Annotated in this window: 17 protein-coding genes; 12 read left to right on the top strand and 5 right to left on the bottom strand. The window is 71.3% G+C overall.

The features are described 5' to 3' along the window. The first annotated feature begins 239 nt into the window (after positions 1-239). Entirely contained in the window at positions 240-950 is a 711-nt protein-coding gene (locus tag SACAZDRAFT_RS16010; protein WP_005443414.1) for a M23 family metallopeptidase, read from the top strand. Positions 951-1,198: 248 nt separating this feature from the next. Here the strand turns inward: SACAZDRAFT_RS16010 and pcrA are convergent, their stop codons facing one another. Beyond that, positions 1,199-3,709 carry a DNA helicase PcrA gene (pcrA, locus tag SACAZDRAFT_RS16005; protein WP_005443412.1) on the bottom strand — a complete coding sequence of 837 codons (2,511 nt, stop codon included), beginning with the start codon at positions 3,707-3,709 and terminating at the stop codon, positions 1,199-1,201. 505 nt (positions 3,710-4,214) lie between these two features. Between pcrA and SACAZDRAFT_RS16000 the strand changes: the two genes are divergently transcribed. From SACAZDRAFT_RS16000 to SACAZDRAFT_RS15960, 9 genes are all read left to right on the top strand, one after another. Further along, positions 4,215-4,520, top strand: a complete 306-nt coding sequence (locus SACAZDRAFT_RS16000) for a chorismate mutase (RefSeq protein WP_005443410.1) — start codon at positions 4,215-4,217, stop codon at positions 4,518-4,520. Positions 4,521-4,615: 95 nt separating this feature from the next. Beyond that, positions 4,616-4,927, top strand: a complete 312-nt coding sequence (locus tag SACAZDRAFT_RS15995; protein ID WP_005443409.1) for a hypothetical protein — start codon at positions 4,616-4,618, stop codon at positions 4,925-4,927. Positions 4,928-5,191: 264 nt separating this feature from the next. Next, positions 5,192-6,544: a hypothetical protein gene (locus SACAZDRAFT_RS15990; protein ID WP_005443408.1), complete on the top strand. Its 1,353-nt coding sequence runs from the start codon at positions 5,192-5,194 to the stop codon at positions 6,542-6,544. A 305-nt stretch (positions 6,545-6,849) separates the two neighbouring features. Then, entirely contained in the window at positions 6,850-7,260 is a 411-nt protein-coding gene (locus SACAZDRAFT_RS15985; RefSeq protein WP_005443407.1) for a hypothetical protein, read from the top strand. A 167-nt stretch (positions 7,261-7,427) separates the two neighbouring features. Further along, on the top strand, positions 7,428-9,125 hold the full coding sequence (locus tag SACAZDRAFT_RS15980) for a serine/threonine-protein kinase (protein ID WP_005443406.1): 1,698 nt from the start codon (positions 7,428-7,430) through the stop codon (positions 9,123-9,125). A 54-nt stretch (positions 9,126-9,179) separates the two neighbouring features. Continuing rightward, positions 9,180-10,136, top strand: a complete 957-nt coding sequence (locus SACAZDRAFT_RS15975) for a serine/threonine-protein kinase (RefSeq protein ID WP_005443405.1) — start codon at positions 9,180-9,182, stop codon at positions 10,134-10,136. Between the two features lie 194 nt (positions 10,137-10,330). Continuing rightward, positions 10,331-11,284, top strand: coding sequence for a glycosyltransferase family 2 protein (locus SACAZDRAFT_RS15970; RefSeq protein WP_005443404.1), 954 nt, complete (start codon positions 10,331-10,333; stop codon positions 11,282-11,284). After that, a complete protein-coding gene (locus SACAZDRAFT_RS15965; RefSeq protein WP_005443403.1) occupies positions 11,269-11,676 on the top strand; it encodes a GtrA family protein in 408 nt (135 codons plus the stop codon). The genes SACAZDRAFT_RS15970 and SACAZDRAFT_RS15965 overlap by 16 nt, the downstream gene beginning before the upstream one ends. Next, positions 11,673-13,952 (top strand): hypothetical protein, encoded by a 2,280-nt coding sequence (locus SACAZDRAFT_RS15960; RefSeq protein ID WP_005443402.1) that lies wholly within the window; start codon positions 11,673-11,675, stop codon positions 13,950-13,952. The genes SACAZDRAFT_RS15965 and SACAZDRAFT_RS15960 overlap by 4 nt, the downstream gene beginning before the upstream one ends. Here SACAZDRAFT_RS15960 and SACAZDRAFT_RS15955 read toward each other — a convergent pair. Both SACAZDRAFT_RS15955 and SACAZDRAFT_RS15950 read right to left on the bottom strand, forming a co-directional pair. Continuing rightward, on the bottom strand, positions 13,910-14,584 hold the full coding sequence (locus tag SACAZDRAFT_RS15955; protein WP_005443401.1) for a response regulator: 675 nt from the start codon (positions 14,582-14,584) through the stop codon (positions 13,910-13,912). The genes SACAZDRAFT_RS15960 and SACAZDRAFT_RS15955 overlap by 43 nt on opposite strands. Further along, complete coding sequence (locus SACAZDRAFT_RS15950) at positions 14,581-16,038, bottom strand: ATP-binding protein (RefSeq protein WP_005443400.1); 1,458 nt, start codon at positions 16,036-16,038, stop codon at positions 14,581-14,583. Before SACAZDRAFT_RS15950 ends, SACAZDRAFT_RS15955 begins: the two co-directional genes overlap by 4 nt. Positions 16,039-16,130: 92 nt before the next feature. Here SACAZDRAFT_RS15950 and SACAZDRAFT_RS15945 point away from each other — a divergent pair, with 92 nt between their 5' ends. Together SACAZDRAFT_RS15945 and SACAZDRAFT_RS15940 are read left to right on the top strand one after the other, a co-directional pair. Continuing rightward, complete coding sequence (locus SACAZDRAFT_RS15945; RefSeq protein ID WP_005443399.1) at positions 16,131-17,405, top strand: PspC domain-containing protein; 1,275 nt, start codon at positions 16,131-16,133, stop codon at positions 17,403-17,405. Further along, positions 17,398-17,616, top strand: a complete 219-nt coding sequence (locus tag SACAZDRAFT_RS15940) for a hypothetical protein (protein WP_005443398.1) — start codon at positions 17,398-17,400, stop codon at positions 17,614-17,616. Before SACAZDRAFT_RS15945 ends, SACAZDRAFT_RS15940 begins: the two co-directional genes overlap by 8 nt. Positions 17,617-17,662: 46 nt before the next feature. On the opposite strand, the gene SACAZDRAFT_RS15935 is transcribed toward SACAZDRAFT_RS15940, so the two are convergent. Both SACAZDRAFT_RS15935 and guaA read right to left on the bottom strand, forming a co-directional pair. Beyond that, the gene (locus SACAZDRAFT_RS15935) at positions 17,663-18,445 is read right to left on the bottom strand and encodes an E3 ubiquitin ligase family protein (protein WP_005443397.1); all 783 of its coding nucleotides are present in this window, start codon (positions 18,443-18,445) and stop codon (positions 17,663-17,665) included. Between the two features lie 28 nt (positions 18,446-18,473). Continuing rightward, complete coding sequence (gene guaA, locus SACAZDRAFT_RS15930) at positions 18,474-20,018, bottom strand: glutamine-hydrolyzing GMP synthase (RefSeq protein WP_005443396.1); 1,545 nt, start codon at positions 20,016-20,018, stop codon at positions 18,474-18,476. Positions 20,019-20,083: the final 65 nt, after the last annotated feature.

Raw genomic sequence — 20,083 nt, 5'->3', positions numbered from 1 at the left:
CATTACGGTCAGATCACGAACCACGAGCGGTACCCCGACACCGCTCAACCGGGTCCCCCCGCCCGGCGGATCGCGACTGACTCCCCCGAGTAACGGAAGGCGCTGTCTTGGCTCGACACCGCTCCCCCGGCGGCCAAGGTCCTTCCCCGGCACTCGAAGAAGCACTGGACAGTGCTGTCGTTCGTGCCCGGGGCTCGCACCGGCTTCCCGCGCCGTCGTCGGCGCTGCGAGGCCGTGTGATGGTGGCCGCCGTCGCGGCAGGCGCGTTCGCCGCCGCAGCAGCAGGACAGACGATCCAGGCCACGTCCGGCGAGTCGAACGACCGCCACACCGACGTGACGCCCCTGGCCAACGCGGGTGACGCGAACGCGGCCATGACCACCGGAGGCGCCGCGGGCGTCGGTGGCAACGCCCGCGCAGGCGCGCCCGTGCTGCTCCAGGTCGCCGCCGACCCCACCGACGCCTCCGCCGAGGCGCAGAAGCTCACCGAGAGCGCCGAGCTCACCGAGGAGCGACTGGAGCGCGAAGCCGAGGAGCGCCGCAAGGCCGCCGAGGAAGCCGCGCGCCCCAAGTTCGTGCTCCCGGCACAGGGCGTCTTCTCCTCCGGGTACGGCGCCCGCTGGGGCGGCACCCACTACGGCGTCGACATCGCCAACGCCATCGGCACCCCGATCGTCTCCGCCGCCGACGGCACCGTGATCGAGGCGGGCCCCGCCAGCGGCTTCGGCCTCTGGGTGCGCGTGCAGCTCGACGACGGCACGATCCACGTCTACGGCCACATGGACAGCTTCTCCGTGCAGGTCGGCCAGCGGGTCAAGGCGGGCGAGCAGATCGCCGTCATCGGCAACAAGGGCCAGTCGACCGGCCCGCACCTGCACTTCGAGGTGCACCAGGGCGGCCAGAAGGTCGACCCGCAGGCCTGGCTGGCCGCCCGCGGGGTCTACCTCTGACCCGAACCCTCTCGACACAACCGGCGCGACCGGTGCCGCACCGCCCGGTGCGGCACCGCGCTCGAACAGGATCCACGCGGCCCGGGAGTCCACCGACTCCCGGGCCGCGCCGTGTGTCGCGCCTGTCCCCGGACCGGACACCACCCCGGCCGTGACACGACCCACCATGGACCCTCCCTGTCGAACCTGTGTTCGAGGGAGAGATTATCCGTGGGGTCCGACAGAAACGGGCTCTTCGCGCCGCGAACCTACAACTTCACCATCGGGACGCTGCCGATCAGCATGAGCCGCACGGTGCCCGCGCTGCCGAAGTCGATCGTGGCCGTGGCCCGCGGGCCCGCCCCCTCGGTGGCCACGACCGTGCCCAGGCCGTACTTGTCGTGGTTGACCCGGTCGCCGACGTCGAGTTTCAACGCCACCGTGTTCTTCCACGCGTCGCCCCGCCTCGGCGCCGAGAAACCCTGGAACGAGGTGGTGCGCATCCCGCCCGCCGCGAGGCCCGCCTGAGCCGAGTCGGAGCCCGTCCCCGGCCTGCGTCCCCACGTGGTGGCCTCCCGCGGAGACCGCGCCTGGCGTGTGGGCTCCTGCCTGCGCCAGTCGACGAGCTCCTCGGGAATCTCGTCGAGGAACCGGGAGGCCGGATTGCTCATCGGTTGCCCCCACGCCGTGCGCACGAGCGCCCGCGAGACGTACAGGCGGCGCTGCGCCCGGGTGATGGCGACGTAGGCCAGCCGGCGCTCCTCCGCGAGCTCCTTCGGCTCGCCCAGCGCCCGCAGATGCGGGAAGACGCCGTCCTCCCAGCCCGTGCAGAACACCACGGGATACTCCAGCCCCTTGGCCGTGTGCACGGTCATGAGCGTCACCACGCCCTGATCGTCGTCACCGTCCTCGCCGTCCTCGCCGTCCTCGCCACCGTCGGGCGACGGGATGGAGTCCGCGTCCGCGACCAGCGACACCCGCTCCAGGAACGCGGGGAGCGAACCCGGCTCGGGAACCCCGACGTCCTCGTCGAGGTCGTCGACGGTCTCACCGGCGTCGTCACCGTCCTGGCCGGCCGACTCCGCCTGCACCGTCTGCGCGAACTCGGTGAACTCCCTGGCGACCGTCACCAGCTCGTCGAGGTTCTCCAGCCGCGTCGCGTCCTGCGGGTCCCTGGACTCCTCCAGCTCCGCCCGGTACCCCGTGCGGTCGAGCACGGCCTCCAGCACGTCGGCGACGTCGGTGCCCTCGTCGACCAGCTCCCGCAGCCCGTCCACGAGCTCCACGAACGCGGTGATCGCCTTCTGCGAGCGCGGGTTGAGCAGCGGGACCCGGCCGTCCACGGCGTCCCTCAGCGCGGCGGCGAAGGAGATCCGTTCGCGCTCGGCGTGGGTGGCGACCACGGCCTCGGCGCGGTCGCCGATGCCGCGCTTCGGCACGTTGAGGATGCGGCGCAGGCTGACCGTGTCCTCGGGGTTCGACAGCACCCGCAGGTAGGCCAGGGCGTCCCGGACCTCCTTGCGCTCGTAGAACCGCACGCCACCGACGACCCGGTACGGCAGCCCGAGCCGGATGAAGATCTCCTCGAACACCCGCGACTGGTTGTTGGTCCGGTAGAAGACGGCGACGTCGGAGTACTTCGCCTCCCCGCGGTCGGCGAGCGCGTCGATCTCACCGGCCACGAAGGCGGCCTCGTCGTGCTCGTTGTCCGCCACGTAGCCGACGATCCGCTCGCCGTCGCCCGCGTCGGTCCACAGCCGCTTGTCGCGGCGACCGGAGTTGCGCGCGATGACCGCGTTGGCGGCCGACAGGATCGTCTGCGTCGACCGGTAGTTCTGCTCCAGCAGGATGCTGCGCGCGTTCGGGAAGTCGCGTTCGAACTCCTCGATGTTGCGGATGGTCGCCCCGCGGAACGCGTAGATCGACTGGTCGGCGTCACCGACCACGCACAGCTCCGAGGGCGCCGGCCCGGACTCGGTGGGCTCGGTACCCACCAGCTCGCGCACCAGCGTGTACTGCGCGTGGTTGGTGTCCTGGTACTCGTCGACGAGCACGTGGCGGAACCGCCGCCGGTAGTGCTCGGCGACGTCCGGGAACGCCTGGAAGAGCTCGACCGTCCGCATGATCAGGTCGTCGAAGTCCATGGCCCCGGCCTGCACCAGCCTGCGCTGGTACTCGCGGTACGCCTCCGCCGCCTTGCGATCGAAGTCGCTCGCCGCCGCCTGGGCCGCCGCGTCGGGGTCGATCAGCTCGTTCTTCCAGTTCGACACGTGGGTGGCGAGCGCGCGTGCCGAGTACCGCTTGGGGTCGAGGTCCAGGTCCCTTCCCACGAGCGTCATGAGGCGCCTGCTGTCGTCGGCGTCGTAGATGGAGAAGTTGGACGTCATCTCCAACGTCTTCGCCTCACGCCGCAGCAGGCGCACGCACATCGAGTGGAAGGTCGACACCCACATCGGCCCGGCGCGGCGACCGACCAGGTCGGCGACCCGCTCGCGCATCTCGGCGGCGGCCTTGTTCGTGAAGGTGATCGCCATGATCTGGCCGGGATGCACGTCCCTCGCCGCGAGCAGGTAGGCGATCCTCCTGGTCAGCACGCGGGTCTTGCCGGAACCGGCCCCGGCGACCACGAGCAGCGGACGCCCCTGGTGCTCCACCGCCGCACGCTGCGCGGGGTTGAGGTCGTCCAGCAGGTCCGCGTGGTCGTGGGCGGAACCCGCTGGTGAGGCGCCGGCTCGGCCGGAGCCTGCCGGTTCGGGGAGGAGGTCGAACAGGGTGTTCATCGTGAGTGACTGAGCCTAACGACGTGCCTGGCGAGCTGACGTGCGCAGACGCTACTCGATACCACCGACGACGAACCGATCGCCCACGGCGCGGTCTCTCGGCCACCTCGCGTACCGACCACGGTCACGCACGGCATCCGCAGCAGCTGCCCGGCCTGGAAGGGACGGTCTCGATGTTACGTCGCCGCCGGCTTCGCCCGGCCCCCGCGGCTCCCGGCCGCCCGCACCTGCTGCAGGCCGACATCGACGGCGTCGTCGCGCGACTGCGCAAGGCGTAGCGACAAGCGCCTGTCGTCCCCGTCACCAACGGCTTCGGGGGGCCGCTCGTGTGGCATACTCGACTTCGTGCGACACGACGCGTTCCGATTTTTCTACGGGATCCGGACTCCGGCTCCCGTGATCGCGTAGTGCCATCAGTCATCACGAAAGCCTCGGAGTCCACCGGACCCCGGGGCTTTCGTCGTCTTGGGGCCCGGACCACCTCCACGACTGAGAAGAGGTCACGATGAACGCCCAGACCCACGACACCGACCAGAGCGCCCACTCCGACCGGCCGGCGCCTGCCGGCGCCGAGGAGATCGACGAGCTCCGCAAGGAGATCGACTGGCTGGACGCCGAGATCCTCCGGCTGGTGAAACGGCGTGCCGAGGTGTCGAAGACGATCGGCGCCGCCCGGATGGCCGCCGGCGGCCCGCGCATCGTCTACAACCGCGAGATGGACGTCCTCGCGCGCTACCGCGAGCTGGGACCCGAGGGCAGGCAGCTGGCCATGGCGCTGCTGAACCTCGGCCGGGGACGCCTCGGGCGCTGACGGCACTCGACCGCACGGGCCCGGTTCAGCACCGTTGTCCGATCTCAGGGATGTCCCTGACCCGGAGCCGGGCCGGTCGGCGGCACACTGGTGTCATGGACATCATCAACATCATCGCCGTCGTGATCGCGATCGCGAGCGTGCTCGCAGCCCTCGGCCACCTCGGCTACCTGGCCATGTTGAACAGCGCGGCGAACAAGCGGGCGGGCGGCGGTCCGATCGCGGACTACGTGCGATCGCGGTGGCCGATCGCCGGGGCCACCGCCGGGACCGCGGTGGTGGCTCTGCTCTTCACCTCCGGGGGAACGGTGATGGACATCCTCGCCGTGCTGTTGGCCCTGGGCTCGGGCGCGGTCTCGACCAAGGCTCTCCAGTCGACCCAGGCGCGCTTCCGCAGCGGCGGTTGAGGCGCCCGGCCACGGCACCGACGTGCGGTGCCGTCGCCCCGAGAGGGTGAATCGGGCGGACGCCGACGCTCTTGGCCCACCACCGGGCACAAAAACTCCTACTCTGCTTCAGGTGAGCGCGAGGGGTGGCACGAACGCCTACGTCGATCGGTCCGCACATGCAGGGTCGCCTGCGACGACGCGGGCGCGCGGCCTCCTTCGTCCGAGCCCCACGGCGACGCTGTCGCGCGTGGGCGCGGCAGCGGGAGGAGGCGTCCACCCGGCATGACCGGACCATTCGACGTTGCCCACGGCGACCGGCCCCCCGGTTGCGACGAGGACACCGGGCGCATCGGTGTCCTCGACATCCCGGATATCCAGGACCTCGAGGACGTCGAGGACGTCTCGGGCGATCCGGGCGAGGGGCACCACGAGCACCACGAACGCGGACACGTCCCCGCCGAGGAACCCCGCACCTCCGGTCACCGGCACCGGCCCGGGCCGGGGAGGTGGACCCCTTCCGCACGAGGTGGCATCGCCTCGCACGCGCGGACCGAGCCGATCCCGCCGGTCGACGCGCAGCCGGAGACCCACTACGCCCAACCCGACGCCCAACCCGACGACCAACCCGACGACCAGCCAGAGGGTCGCGTCGACGACTACCCCGACGCGACCGGCGATCTGGCACTCGCGGAGGAGATCGAACCCGGATCGCGACTCACCCGGCGCAGGCGGGTCCTGTTGACCCCGCCGACCGAGGCGGACGCCCACGACGACGAGGACGCCCGGGTCTACCCGGCCTCCCCTCGCGGCCTCGGCACGTTCGACCTCGGTTCGGTGCCCGCGTCCGTGACGCCGCCCCGAACGTGGCGGAAGGCCGCCTGGTTCGCCAGCATCGCGTCCGGCGCCGCCGTCGCCGCGATGCTGATGGCGGGCACGGCGTTCGTCGACGACTCCACCGAGGACTCGCGGGCGCTGCAGACGTGGCCCGAGCCGCACTCGCCGCAACCGACGCTGCCGGGCAACGACGGCAACGGCACTCCCCGCACCGGCGAGAACGGCGAGCCGACGCGCCCGGGCGAGCCCACCACCTCCGAGGGAGCCGAGGACGGCAGTGACGTTCCGGCCTCCCACAGGACGACGTCCTCGACCGACTCCGGCGCCCTCACCGGCGACGGCGGTGAGGGCGGTGAGGGCGGTGACGTCGGTGACGACACCGGCGCCGACGGCAGCGCGGACCCGGGCCACGGCGACACCAGCGGCACCGACGGAGTCGCCACGCCGCCGAAGCCACCGGTCACACCGGCGCCGACCGAGCGCGTCCCGGTCGTGCTGTGGGCCAAGCACGACAGCGACGTCCTCGCGCAGCGGTCGCAGCAGTACTTCAACACCGTCACCGAGAACCCGGACGCCGCGCACAAGCTGACCACCGGGGAGCTGGCCGCGCTGGGTCCGGCCGGGCTCGCGCAACGGTACGCCGACGTGGCGTACTTCGAGGTCCGCGAGGTCTACGTCGACTCCCGCGAGGGCTACACGCTCAACACGGTCACGGTGACCTACGTCGACGGCACCACCGCGGAGCAGACCCGCAAGCTCGTGTTCTCCGACGACGATCTGATCGCGGCCGACCACGGCTGACGACGGCCCACCTCGCCCGTTCGGGCGTGACCCACCCCCGCGCCGACCGCCGAATGCACGGCATTGTGCACAGCCCTCTGCACGTGCGGCTCTGTCAGCGGCCGGACCATTACTCTGCTCGGGTGACGTCGCACGCCGTTCGTCGTGTACCTCGTACTGTCCACCGACAAGTCCTGGTAAACGGCTCCACTAACGAGTTGTCTGGCTCGTGGAGTCCACGCACCGCACGGCAGGACCAACGGCCACATCACCAACGCAGGCGAGGGCAGGCAGTGCACGACCGGCGCCAATCCGGGCAGGAACCCATGGTCGTCGTCGACGAGCCCACCATGCCGAACCTCTCGATCGAGGACTTCGGCATCGATGTCGACGGCGCCACGACCGACACGACCGACACGACGGCCGGCGACCCAGACCCGGGCGCCCTGTCGGCCGAGGAACGCGAGAGCCCGCTCGCTCGCCGGGCCAAGTTGATCGCCCTGCTGCTCGCCGCGTTGGCGCTGGTGGGGTCGATGGTGGTGGCCTCGATGCTGGCCGAGGACGCGGGCACCCCGTCCACCGAGGGCCCCTCGGCCGTCACCTCGACCGGGTACAGTGTGGCTCGTGCGGTGGCGGGCGACGCCACGCCGTCGAGAGTGGAGCCGATGCCTGGCTTCGGTGACGGTGCGCGATCGGTCGTCAACCATCCGACATCGCGTGCGAGTCGGACGCTGTAAGCTCATCGGCCTTGTAAGCCCGTTACCGTGGCCACCGATCGGGGTTCGACCGACTCCCCGAACGTGCCCCCCGTATGTGCAGAGGGTAATCAGCCTACTCTGACACGGGTCGGTCCTCGGTAAGCCGGCACACGAACTCCGGTATGTGCGAGCCCGAAGGAGGTCGCGTGAGCGACGAGGGTCGCCTGGTCGCCGGCCGCTACCGTGTCATCAAGCGGATCGGGACCGGTGCCATGGGTGCCGTCTGGCAGGCGCACGACGACGTGCTGCACCGGACGGTCGCGATCAAGCAGCTCCTGCTCCAACCCGGTCTCGACGAGAACGAGGCCGAGGACGCGCGTCAACGCACCATGCGCGAGGGCAGGATCGCGGCACGGCTGCACCATCCGAACGCGATCACCGTGTTCGACGTGGTGATGGACGACAACGGTCAGCCGTGTCTGATCATGGAGTACCTGCCGTCGACGAGCCTCGCGCAGGAGCTGCAGCAACGGAAGACGCTGCCTCCCGTGGAGGTCGCGAAGATCGGCGCGCAGGTCGCGGCGGCGCTCAAGGAGGCGCACGCCGTCGGCATCGTCCACCGGGACATCAAGCCGGGCAACATCCTGCTCGCCGGCAACGGCACGGTGAAGATCACCGACTTCGGCATCTCGCGGGCGACGGACGACGTGACCGTCACCAAGACGGGGATGATCGCGGGCACCCCCGCGTACCTGGCGCCCGAGGTGGCCATCGGCGGTGACCCGGGGCCGGAGTCGGACGTCTTCTCCCTCGGCTCCACCCTGTACGCCGCCGCGGAGGGCCAGCCCCCGTTCGGGCTCAGCGAGAACACGCTGGGGCTCCTCCACGCGGTCGCGGCGGGGCAGATCAACCCGCCGCGGCGTTCCGGCCCGCTGACCAGCGTGCTCGCCGTGATGCTGCACCCCGACGTGCGGCACCGGCCGACCGCGGCCCAGTGCGAGGAGTTGCTCGTCGCCGTCGCGCGCGGCGAGACCCCGCTCGGCGGGGAACCCACCCAGGAGCATCCGCGGGCGGACGGCGGCACCGCCGTCCTCGGCGCCGCGGGTGCCGGTGCGGTCGGCGGCGCGCTGGGGGCTGCGGCCGCCGACTATGCGGACGGCCACTCCGGGCAGCTCAACGACTACGGCGACCAGGGCGCCCAGCGCGACCAGGACGACTACGACGAGTACTACGACGAGTACTACGACGACGGCCGACCCGCAGCGCAGTCCCACGGCGACTACGGCGACTACGACGACGGTTACGACGACTACGACCAGTACGACCGCACGGCGGTCGCGCCCGGGCCGCAGGCGACCCGCGCGGTCCCCGTGGGCGCGACCGGATACCCGGACTCCCCCGCCTCCTCGGACTATCCCGACGACCGGTACGACGACTACGACGACGCGGACCGCGACTACGACGGCCCGCCGCCCGACGCCGACGAGGAGCAGAAGGGCAACTGGAAGGTGCCCGCCGCCATCGGTGCCGTCGTGGTGATCGGTATGGCGGCGTTCGTGATGTGGCTGTTCGGCGGTGGAGCGGAGGACGCCGGCGACGATCCCGCGAACCAGCCGCCCGCCGAGACCTCGCGGTCGTCCTCGGTCTCGCCCACGACGGAGTCGACGACGACCACCACCGAAGAGGTCGTGGACACGACGGAACAGGTGCAGCCGGAGAACCCCCAACCGGTGGAGCCGGTGCCGCCGACGGACGAGCCGGTCGACCCCACCACCGACACCACGACAGACGAGACCACCACGACGGAGAACACGGCCACCTCGACTCCGGACGACACCGAGGAACCGGAGGACCCGGGCCCCACCACGGTGACGTCGTCGCCGGCCCCGGAGGTCACGGGGTGACCGCTACTGCTTCGTTGATGTTCGTTTGACCGGCATCGCGATACAAGGGGTCGTGTGAAGAACACCGAAGGCTCACTCGTCGGGGAGCGGTACAGGCTCGACCAGCCGATCGGCCGTGGCCGGGTCGGCATCGTGTGGCTTGCCTTCGACACGATGCTGCACCGCACGGTCGCGGCGAAACCGACGTACCTGGATCCGGAACGCGATCCCGACGAGGCGCGGCGGATCGCCCTGGACGAGGGCAAACGTGCCATGCGGGTGGTCCATCCCAGCGCCGTGACGGTGTACGACGCGCTACAGGACGGCGACGACGTCTGGCTCGTCATGGAGTACGTGCCGTCGCGCAACATGGCCGACTTCCTGGCCGAACACGGCACGCTGACGCCGGAACAGGCGGGCTACCTCGGCGCGGCCCTCGGGGCGGCGCTCGCCTCGGCACACAGTTCGGGCGTGATCCACGGTGCCGTGGAGCCGGGCAACGTGCTGCTGGCCGATGACGGCGGTGTCAAGCTCACCGACATCGGCATCCACGGTGGGACGCCCGATCCCGCCTACCTCGCTCCCGAGGTGAAACGCGGCGAGAAGCCCACGGTGGAATCCGACGCGTACTCCCTGGGCGCGACCCTGTTCCGAGCGGTGGAAGGCAGTCCGCCGTTCGGCCCGGAGGGCGAGGACGATCCGGTGGTGCCGTCCCGGAGCGGTCCGCTGACCGCGGCCCTGGAGAAGTTGTTGCGTTCGGAGCCCGACCTGCGACCGACGCTCGGAGACACGGTGACCGCGTTGCGGGCCGTGAGCAAGGGCCGACAGGCCGGGTTCGTCCCTCCCACGGCTCCGGCCATGCCGACGGTGCCGCTGATGCCGCGCCCACCGAGGGTCGCCCCCGCCAGTACTCCCGCCACCCGCGTTCCGGTGACGTCCGATCCGGCGCCGTCGTCGAAGCGGATCGCCGTGTGGGCCCTCGCGGCGCTCATCGTCGTGCTCGTCCTCGTCACCGTCATCGTCACGCTGTAGCCGCGTACCCGTCGCTCGCCGCCCCACCCGCCCAGGACGTCCCCCGTCCGGCGGGTCTCGGCGCCCCGATGAGCTGACAGCGCGTTTCCGGTCGCCTTCGTACGGCAAGCACCGTGTGGGAGCCGGTGGGCCGGCCCGTTGCGGGCCCGACCCACCGCTCGCGTCGCGTGCCGGCCGACCGAAAGCAGCGGACAATGCGTCTCTCCGTCATCGTCCCGTGCTACAACGAGGAATCCTGCCTGCCCACACTGCGGGCGACCCTCCTCCACGTGCTGCCTCCGCTCACCGACGAGTTCGAGGTCATCCTGGTCGACGACGGCAGCACCGACGGCACTCTCGACCTGCTTCGCACCATGGCCAGGTACGACTCGCGGTTCCGGTACCTGTCGCTCAGCCGGAACTTCGGCAAGGAAGCCGCCATGCTCGCCGGGCTCGAACACGCCGACGGCGACCTGATCGCCATCCTCGACGCCGATCTCCAACACCCGCCCGAGCTGCTCGGCGACATGGTGGCCCTCATCGACAAGGGCTACGACCAGGTGGTCGCCCGGCGGACGCGCACGGGCGACGCCCGGGTGCGCACGGCGGCGTCGCGGGCGTACTACCGGATCATGAACCGGCTCGTCGACGTGGAACTGACCGACGGGGTCGGCGACTTCCGGCTGCTGAGCAGGCGCGCGGTGGACGCGTTGCTGTCGCTGGAGGAACGCAACCGCTTCTCCAAGGGACTGTTCTCGTGGATCGGGTTCGACACGGCCGTCGTCGACTACGAGAACGTCGCCCGCGCCGACGGCGACAGCAAGTGGTCGCTGCGGTCGCTGCTGAACTACGGCATCGACGGCATCCTGTCGTTCAACCACCGCCCGCTGCGGCTCGCCGTGTACGTGGGCGCACTGTGCACGGCCGCCGCCTTCGTCTACGCGTTGTGGCTGGTCCTGGGCGCGCTGCTGAACGGGACGAGCGCACCCGGCTACGTCACGATCATGTGCGGCATCATCGGGTTCGGTGGCATGCAGCTGCTGCTCGTCGGCGTGGTGGGCGAGTACCTGGGGCGGATCTACCACGAGACGAAACACCGCCCCCACTTCCTGGTGAAGGAAACCAGCCCCACCACCGCGGAACCGGAGGCCCCGTGCCTCGACGACTGATCCGGTTCGCGGCCGTGGGCGTGGTGAACACAGCGACGTATGTGGGCCTGTACCTGGTACTCCGGCTCGTGGTCAGCTACCTCGTCGCCCATGTCGTCGCCTTCGCGCTGGCGATGGTGGGCTCGTACTTCCTCAACTGCCGGTTCACGTTCCGCATCCGCCCGAGCCTGCGCACGTTCCTGCTGTTCCCGCTGTCGAACGTCACGAACTTCGTGGTGAGTTCGGTGGGCCTCTACCTGCTCGTCGACGTGCTCGACGTCAACGACAAGGTCGCGCCCCTGCTCGCCGCCGCGGTGGCGATCCCGGTGACGTTCCTGGTGGCGCAGTACATCCTCACCGAGCGCCGCGCCCAGCCGCGTTGGGCCGACCATGCCCCGGAGGTTCGCTCATGACGACGACCACGACCCCCGCCGAGGAACTCCGGCCCACGCAACCACCGCCGTCACCGCCGCCGCGGAGGGCCACGGGGTTCCGGGTGGCCGCCGGCGTGTGCGCGCTGGTGGCGTTGCTGGCGCAGCTCCCGCTGGTGAACAACCGCATCTTCTACTACTGGGACGACAGCGCCCAGCAGTTCCTGCCGATGTGGCACAGGCTGGGCGAGCTCATCGCCGACGGTCAGTGGCTGCCGCTGCTCGACATCGGTTCGTGGATGGGCGGCAACCTCGCCGCCGAGGCGTTGTTCGGCGTCTACAACCCGGTGAACCTCGCGAACTACCTGCTGGTGGCGGCGCTGCCGGATCTCGCCGTCGCCGCGGTGCTCGTCAAGACGGAGTTCCTCGTCCTGCTCGCGCTCGGCACCTACCTGCTGTGCCGCGAGTACGGGGCCGCCCGCCCCGCCGCCGCGGCACTGGCGACGGCACTGCCGTTCGGCGGCTTCGTACTGTACTTCGACGCCGGGTCGTGGGCGTCCGGGTTGATCGCGTTCGCGTGGGTGCCGCACGTCTGGTGGACGACCCGGCGGGCCGCCCGAGGCGGACTGAACCCGCTGTGGGCGTTCGCCGCCTCCGCACTCGCCGTGACGGCGGGCAACCCGTACGGCCTGCTCGGCGTCGCGCTCGTGCACGTCGGTCTGCTCGTCGAGTTCGCCGTCCGCCGCCGGGCCAGGGGCACCACGGTGGTCGCGGGCCTCGGTACGTGTGCAGCACTGCTGGTGCCGCTGGTGTTCCTGCCCCTGCTGTGGAGCTCACCGGTGACCTGGCGCAGCGACACCACCGTGCTGAACGACGGGTTCCTCGTGCCCGGGCTCACCGACCTGCTCGCGTCCAGCTCGCCCACCCACCTGCCCTACATCGGGGTGTTCGGCGGCACGGGTCTGGCGGTGCCCGCCGCCTACTTCGCGTGGTTCGCGCTCCCGTTGCTGCCCTGGCTGGACTGGAGAGTGGTGCGCCAACGCTGGCGACTGCTGCTCGCTCCGCTCGTGGTCGCGGTGACGTTCGCCGTCCTCGCGCTCGGGCCGTCGAAACTGTGGCTGTTCCGCTGGCCGATCCGGCACCTCGAGTACTGCTTCCTCGCGTGCGCGGTCGTGCTCGCCGTGGTGCTGTCGTCGGGCCTGCGCACCGACCGGGTCCGCTCGCGCACCCTCACCACGGCGGCGATCGTCGCACTCGGCGTCTATCTGGCCTGGGCGGCCACACCCGAGCTGTGGGCATGGCACGTGGGCGGAGGCGTGCTGCTCGCCCTCCTCGTCGCGGGCGTCCTCGGCTGGGGTCGGCGGGCGAGCCGGACCCGGCTGGCGGCGCTGCTGTGCGTGGGCACGGCCGCCGTCCTCGCCTACCAGCTCACCCTGGCACCGAAGAACACGAACGTCTCGCAGCTCTACTACCCGCACTCCGTGGCCGACCTGGAGGCCCGGTTCGCCGACCGCTACCCCGGCACGGTCATGCAGATCGCCGACCTGAGCACCGCGGAACGCACGCTCGGCCTTCACCCGGACGGCGCGTGGCGGTACTTCCTGTTCGGCAACCTGCACTCGGCGGCGGGTGTCGACTCCCTCGTGTCGTACACCGGTCTCGGCCACCTCGACTTCAGCGACACCTTCTGCCTCGACCACTCCGGTTCGACGATCTGCCCGGAGGCGTGGGACACGCTGTGGCGGCCCACCGGCTACGGCGGTGCTCCCCTGGCGGACCTGCTCGGCGTCACGACCGTGGTGGTGCAGAACGCGCTCGTGCCCGAGTCCCGCACGGACGAACCACCCGCGGGGTGGCGGGTGCACGAACGCGACGAGGTCGTCACCGTACTCCGCCGCGAGGCTCCGCCGCGGTGGCCGGACTCGACGCTGAGCTGGGCGTCACCGGGACTGGACGTCACCGCCGCCGACACCGTCCACGGGGCGACCGGCGCGACCGGGGAGAGCGTGCGCTTCGCGACGACCGACCCCGCGCGGGAACACCGGGTCGTCTTCTCCCGCCTCGGCTGGCCGGGGTACCGCGCGAGCGTCGACGGCACCGAGCTCCCGGTGGAGACGACGCCGGCCGGGCTGGTCACGGTCACGCTGCCCCCGGGAACCCAGGCCGGCGAGCTCACCCTGGACTGGAGCCCGCCCGGGCAGTCGCTCGGGGTGGCCGCCGCGGCGCTCGGCGGCCTCGGTGCGCTGGCCCTGGCCGCCGCGATCCCCCGCTGGGGTCAGACCAGTCGGCGGTCGGAGGCCCAGCGCGACAGCTCGTAGCGGTTGGACAGCTGCGTCTTGCGCAGCACGCTGGACACGTGGGTCTCCACGGTCTTCACGGAGATGAACAGCTCCGAGGCGATCTCCTTGTAGGCGTAGCCGCGCGCCAGCAGCCGCAGCACGTCGCGTTCCCTGGGCGTCAGCAGATCGAGGTCGGGATCGTTGATCGGCTCCGCGCCCGGCCGGTCGGCGAACGCGTCGAGCACGAACCCCGCGAGCCGCGGCGAGAACACCGCGTCGCCGTCGGCCACCCTGAGCACCGCACGCACGAGCTCCCGCGACGAGATCGTCTTGGTGACGTAGCCGCGCGCACCCGCGCGGATCACCGCGATGACGTCCTCCGCCGCGTCGGACACCGACAGCGCGAGGAACACGACGTCGGGCAGCTCGGGCCGCACCCGCCGCAACACCTCCGCGCCGCCACCGTCGGGCATGTGCACGTCGAGCAGCACCACCTGCGGGCGCACCCGGCGGATGGCGGCCACGGCCTCCCCCACCGAACCGGCCTCGCCGACCACCCGCACCTCGTCGCTCACCGACTCCAGTTCGGTCCGCGCTCCCGCCCGGAACAGCGCGTGGTCATCGACGAGAAAAACGGTGACGGGTCGCTTCTGCTGCTCACCTGTGGTCACGACGCCCCCTGAGCGCTCCTGTCCGCGGACCTGCGCGGCATCTCCAACTGCACCTCGGTGCCCTCGCCCGGCGCGGTCCGCAACCGGCACGTGCCACCGTTGCGTTCCATCCTGCCTCTGATCGAGTCGGCGAGGCCATGCCGGTCCTCGGGAACGGCCTCGGGATCGAATCCGCGGCCACGGTCGCGGACGAACACCGTCACCGACTCGCGTTCCACCTCCGCGTACACGCTGACCTCGTCGACGCCCGCGTGCTTGGCCGCGTTGACGATCGCCTCGCGGGCCGCCTGGATCAGCGCACCGAGGCGTTCGTCGACCTCGACCTCACCTCCGACCACGACCTGCTGCACCGAGATCGCGAACGCGTCCTCCACCTCGCCGCACGCGGTAGCCAGTGCCTCCGACAGGTTGGTGACCCGCTCCTCGCCGGACGACGGGGAGCTTCCGTAGCCCGACGGCCCGTACAGCCACTGCCGCAGCTGCCGTTCCTGACTCCGGGCCAGGCGCGCCACCTCGCGCGGCATCTCCGCCTGCTTCTGGATCAGCGCCAGGGTCTGCAGGACCGAGTCGTGCAGGTGGGCCGCGATCTCGGCGCGCTCCTCGGTGCGGATCCTCGCGCGGCGCTCCTCGCCGAGATCGCGGATCAACCGCAGCCAGAACGGCACCGTCAGCACCGCGACCCCGACGAGCGTCGCGAGCACCGCGATCAGCGCGAACTGGACCTGGTCGAGACTCCCGTCGCGGAACACCACGACCCCGATGCCCGCCGCCACCAGCGCCACGCCCGCGAGGACGCGCACGAGCGGCCGGACGCCGCCACCGCCGAGGACACCGGCGACCCCGGTGCGGGCACCGTCCCGCCACCGCCTGCGCTGGGAGTCGTCGGCCTCACGCCACACCACGGCGGCGCCGACGAGCGCGATGGCCAGCGGCACGCCCACCCAGCCGCTGAACAGCCCGGTGAGCGCACTGCCCGCCACGGCCAGCCCGAGCCCGAGCGCGACGAGCCCGTACGCCTGCTGCCGTTCCTTCGTCGACTCCGGGGCGCCCTGGTCGTCCCCCGACTGCTGCGGCACGAACATCCACAACAGCGCGTAGGCGAGCAGCCCCATCCCGCCGAACGCCGCGAGCACGGCGAACGTCGCCCGCACCCACAGCACCTTGACGCCGAGGTGGTCGGCGAGTCCGCCCGCGACGCCCGCCAGTGCCCGGCCGCTGCGACGCCGATACATCTTCGGCGGCGTGTCCGCGTCCACCGGCGATCCGGGGCGCCGACCGCCCGCCGACTCCACGGCCGCGTCCGCCCCCGAACCGGACGCGGCCCCGCTCCCCCGCGTGTCCGCGGACGATCCTGCACCGGTGTCCGCCGGGGCCCACCCTCCGGTGGGCACACGATCGCCGGTCACCTGCTGCTCCACACACTCATCGTCACACGCACCACCCGCGCCGCTCATCGGGGAAACCCCTGAGATGCCCCGGACACCGGGGACCACCGCCGGGTAGGTTCAGGGTTCCTCCCCGATGTGCCGGGCCCGCCGTGTCCCGCATGCTGATCGGCATGAACACCACGACGGGTTCCCCGAAGCACCTCCAGGGCTTCGAGGACACGGTGAAGGACTTCTGGGTCTCGCGGCCTCGACGCCCCCGCCATGGTCGCAAAGTGGCCGGGGTGGCGGCCGGGGTCGGGAACCGCTACGGCATCGATCCGGCTGTCGTGCGTGTCGCGTTCGTCGTGTTGACCGTGTTCGGCGGCATCGGTGTCGCGCTGTACCTCGTGGGGATGCTGATCTTCGCTGACGGGGACGACGAGGCGTCGGCGATCGAGAGCCTCCTGGGGAGGGGGCGCAGCTCGATGTCGAAGCCCGCCGCACTGGCCCTGTGCCTGGTGCTCCTTCCCCTGTCGCTGTGGAGCTTCTCCGACCACAGCTGGATCGACGGAGGCACCTTCGTGGGCCTGGCACTCGTCGTGACAGGCCTGTACCTGCTGCACCGCAGCAGGGGGCAACACCGCCGGCCGGTGCCCACGGGTGTTCGATCGGGGTCGAACACCACGACGGCGACGATGACCGGGGGCGGCACGGGCGCGTGGGGAGCGCCCGTGGCACAGGCACCGTCGACCTGGGATGCGCTGGGGGCGGATCCTCTCGGTTGGCGGCTGCCGGAGGCGGACGCACCCGCCCCGACGACTCGGCCCGAGCCACCCGCACCACCCCGCCGGAAGTCCCGGATCGGGTTCGCGGTCGTGGGCGTGGCACTGGCCGTCGGCGGGGTGGGTGCGGCGCTGGCGGCGGAGGGCGTGCCGTGGTTCACCCCGGCGCACGTGGTGGGGCTGATGCTCGCGGTGCTCGGCCTCGGCATGGTGGTCGGATCGTTCCTCGGGGGTGGACGGGGGCTCGTGTGGCTGGCGTTGCCGCTGGCGCTGGCCGGACTCGTGTTCGGCGCGGTGCCCAGCGAGCACTTCCGTGGCGGGTTCGGGGACCTCGTCGCCACGCCCACCTCGGCCGACCAGGTGCTGCCGACCTACGAGCGGACGGCGGGCAGCATCCGCCTCGATCTGACCGCGCTCTCGGGCGACGACCAGGTCCGCACGACCGTGCGCAGCGGCGCGGGCCCGGTCACGGTGCTGGTTCCGCCGGACGCGGACGTCTGGTACTCGTGCGAGACCGGCGTCGGCACCATGGAGTGCCTCGGTCAGGCACACAACGGCGTCAACACACCGAACCTGCGAGGCCACGACTACGGCCTCGACGGGGAAGGTGGACCGAAGATCTCCCTGACCGCCAAGGCCGGGGCCGGACCCGTGGAGGTGCTCCGTGGCTGACTCCGACGAGCGCAAGGGCGCGTCGCGCACAACCGACCTGGTCACCCTGCTGGCGGGGATCGCCACCCTGCTGGTCTCGGCGTACGTCCTGTCCGACGCGAACACCTGGTTCCCGCACGTGGACCTGCGCTGGGCGCTGGGTGGCGGAGCCGCACTCGTGGGTGTGCTGATGCTGGTGGCGTCGATGCGGCCCCGCAAGTCCGGGCGCTGACCCCGGCGCGGGGCCGGTCGAGCGCGGCGAGGGTCGTCGTCGCGAGTCAGGTGAACAGGCCGCCCACGAGCAGGCCGAGCCCCACGACACAGCTGGCGACCGTGCCCGCCGCGAGGAGCTTGTGCCGCTGCACGCGGCTCGCGCGCAACTCCTCCTCGGTGCGCGTGGAGATGATGAAGTGCCCCTTCTCGCTCGGCTTGCCGATCACGAGCGGGCCGATCCGGTCGTGGACCTCACCCAGGATGTACAGCCGCTGACCAGGACGGATGACCCATTCCTTGTAGTCGTAGCCGATGGTGCTGTCACTACGGCCGAACAACGCGGGCAACCGGATGCCGAACAGGTCGACCCCGCCCCCGCCGTCGCGGTGCGGCTCGAACCGGGACACCGTCTGCTCGACACCGTCGGGCTTGGTGCCGTTCGGGTCGACGCCGATCGTGCGGCCCTCGTTGTCGATCACGGCGTAACCCTCGTGCGAGGTGTGCTCGGCAACGCGTTCGGTGCGCTTGCGCCGGTGCCGCTTGCCGTCCCGGTACTCGATCACTTCGTAGTGCCGGTCGATGCGGTAGCGGTACCAGACGCACTCCGTCTTGGACAGCTCCGCTGTCAGCGTGCCCTCGGGCCGCGGGTGCGCCGCTCCCACGACCTCGGCCGTCTTGCGGAACGCCCCGGTGCCACCGACCTCGTCGGAGGCGCCCCGGTAGCGCTCCAGCTCAGGAATCGACAGCGTCTCGGTACCGATCATGGCGTGCAGTTCGTCGCGTGTGTGCTTCATGTAGAAGAACGCGCCGACAGCGACGACCAGCAGCACCACGCCCACGATCCACACTGCTATCCACCCCCGGGATCCGTGTCGGTCACTCCCACTCGATCGTCCCCGGCGGCTTGCTGGTGACGTCCAGCACCACGCGGTTCACCTCGGCCACCTCGTTGGTGATCCGGGTGGAGATTCGCTCGAGCACGTCGTAGGGTAGCCGAGCCCAGTCGGCGGTCATGGCGTCTTCACTGGAAACCGGGCGCAACACCACAGGATGGCCGTACGTGCGTCCGTCTCCCTGCACCCCGACACTGCGCACGTCGGCGAGCAGCACCACGGGGCACTGCCAGATGTCGGAGTCGAGTCCGGCCGCCGTGAGCTCCTCCCGCGCGATCGCGTCCGCCGCCCGCAGCGTCTCCAGCCGGTCGGAGGTCACGGCGCCGATGATGCGGATGGCGAGGCCCGGGCCCGGGAACGGCTGCCGGTGCACGATCGTCTCGGGAAGGCCCAGTTCGAGCCCGACCCTGCGCACCTCGTCCTTGAACAGCAGCCGCAACGGCTCCACGAGCGTGAACTGCAGGTCGTCGGGCAGGCCGCCCACGTTGTGGTGGCTCTTGATGTTGGAGGTGCCGGCCCCGCCGCCGGACTCCACGACGTCCGGGTACAGCGTGCCCTGGACGAGGAACTCGACGTCGCCCTTCGCGTTCACCTCGCGCGCCGCCTGCTCGAAGACGCGGATGAACTCCCGGCCGATGATCTTGCGCTTCTGCTCGGGATCGGTGACGCCGTCCAGCGCCGTGAGGAAGCGGTCGGCCGCGTCCACCGTGACGAGCTTGACACCCGTGGCCGCCACGAAGTCGCGCTCCACCTGCGCCCGCTCTCCCGCGCGCAGGAGTCCGTGGTCCACGAAGACACACGTGAGCCGGTCACCGATCGCGCGCTGCACCAGCGCCGCGGCCACCGCGGAGTCCACTCCACCGGACAGCCCGCAGATCGCGTGACCGTCGCCCACCTGGGCCCGGATCCGCTCGATCTGGTCGTCCACGATCGACGCCGTGGTCCACCTCGGCCGGACACCGGCGATGTCGTGCAGGAACCGCCGCAGGACCTCCTGGCCGTGCGGCGAGTGCGCCACCTCGGGGTGGTACTGGACCCCGGCGAGCTTGCGCTCGGTGTCCTCGAAGCCCGCCACCGGGGCGCCCTCGCTGCCCGCCGTGACGGCGAAGCCCTCGGGAGCCTTCGTGACGCAGTCGCCGTGGCTCATCCACACCGGGTGCCGGGCCGGGAGGTCCTCGTGCAGGGATCCACCGGAGACACCCAGTTCCGTGCGCCCGAACTCCCGGGTGCCCGTGTGCTCGACCGTGCCGCCCAACGCCTTGGCCATCGCCTGGAAGCCGTAGCAGATGCCGAACACGGGAACCCCCGCGTCGAACAGCGCCGGGTCGACGCCGGGCGCGTCCTCGGCGTACACGCTCGCGGGGCCACCCGACAGGATGATGGCCGACGGGTTGCGTTCGAGGATCTCGTCGACCGGAGTCGTGTGGGGCACGACCTCCGAGTACACCTGCGCTTCGCGGACCCGCCGGGCGATGAGCTGCGCGTACTGCGCGCCGTAGTCCACCACGAGCACGGGGCCATCTGACACTGTCGAACTCCTCACCAGTCGGCCTTCGAGACGAAAAGTCTGCCTCCATCGTCGCAGGCGGACCG

Source organism: Saccharomonospora azurea NA-128 (assembly GCF_000231055.2).
GTDB lineage: Bacteria > Actinomycetota > Actinomycetes > Mycobacteriales > Pseudonocardiaceae > Saccharomonospora > Saccharomonospora azurea.
Note: the sequence above shows the minus strand (reverse complement) of the source record. Positions and strands in the feature narration are given on the sequence as shown.

Bases quoted from the DNA above. Each gene is read 5' to 3' on its own strand.
- SACAZDRAFT_RS16010 (WP_005443414.1), top strand. From the start codon at position 240: ATGGTGGCCGCCGTCGCGGCAGGCGCGTTCGCCGCCGCAGCAGCAGGA.
- pcrA (WP_005443412.1), bottom strand. From the start codon at position 3,709: ATGAACACCCTGTTCGACCTCCTCCCCGAACCGGCAGGCTCCGGCCGA.
- SACAZDRAFT_RS16000 (WP_005443410.1), top strand. From the start codon at position 4,215: ATGAACGCCCAGACCCACGACACCGACCAGAGCGCCCACTCCGACCGG.
- SACAZDRAFT_RS15995 (WP_005443409.1), top strand. From the start codon at position 4,616: ATGGACATCATCAACATCATCGCCGTCGTGATCGCGATCGCGAGCGTG.
- SACAZDRAFT_RS15990 (WP_005443408.1), top strand. From the start codon at position 5,192: ATGACCGGACCATTCGACGTTGCCCACGGCGACCGGCCCCCCGGTTGC.
- SACAZDRAFT_RS15985 (WP_005443407.1), top strand. From the start codon at position 6,850: ATGGTCGTCGTCGACGAGCCCACCATGCCGAACCTCTCGATCGAGGAC.
- SACAZDRAFT_RS15970 (WP_005443404.1), top strand. From the start codon at position 10,331: ATGCGTCTCTCCGTCATCGTCCCGTGCTACAACGAGGAATCCTGCCTG.
- SACAZDRAFT_RS15960 (WP_005443402.1), top strand. From the start codon at position 11,673: ATGACGACGACCACGACCCCCGCCGAGGAACTCCGGCCCACGCAACCA.
- SACAZDRAFT_RS15950 (WP_005443400.1), bottom strand. From the start codon at position 16,038: ATGAGCGGCGCGGGTGGTGCGTGTGACGATGAGTGTGTGGAGCAGCAG.
- SACAZDRAFT_RS15945 (WP_005443399.1), top strand. From the start codon at position 16,131: ATGCTGATCGGCATGAACACCACGACGGGTTCCCCGAAGCACCTCCAG.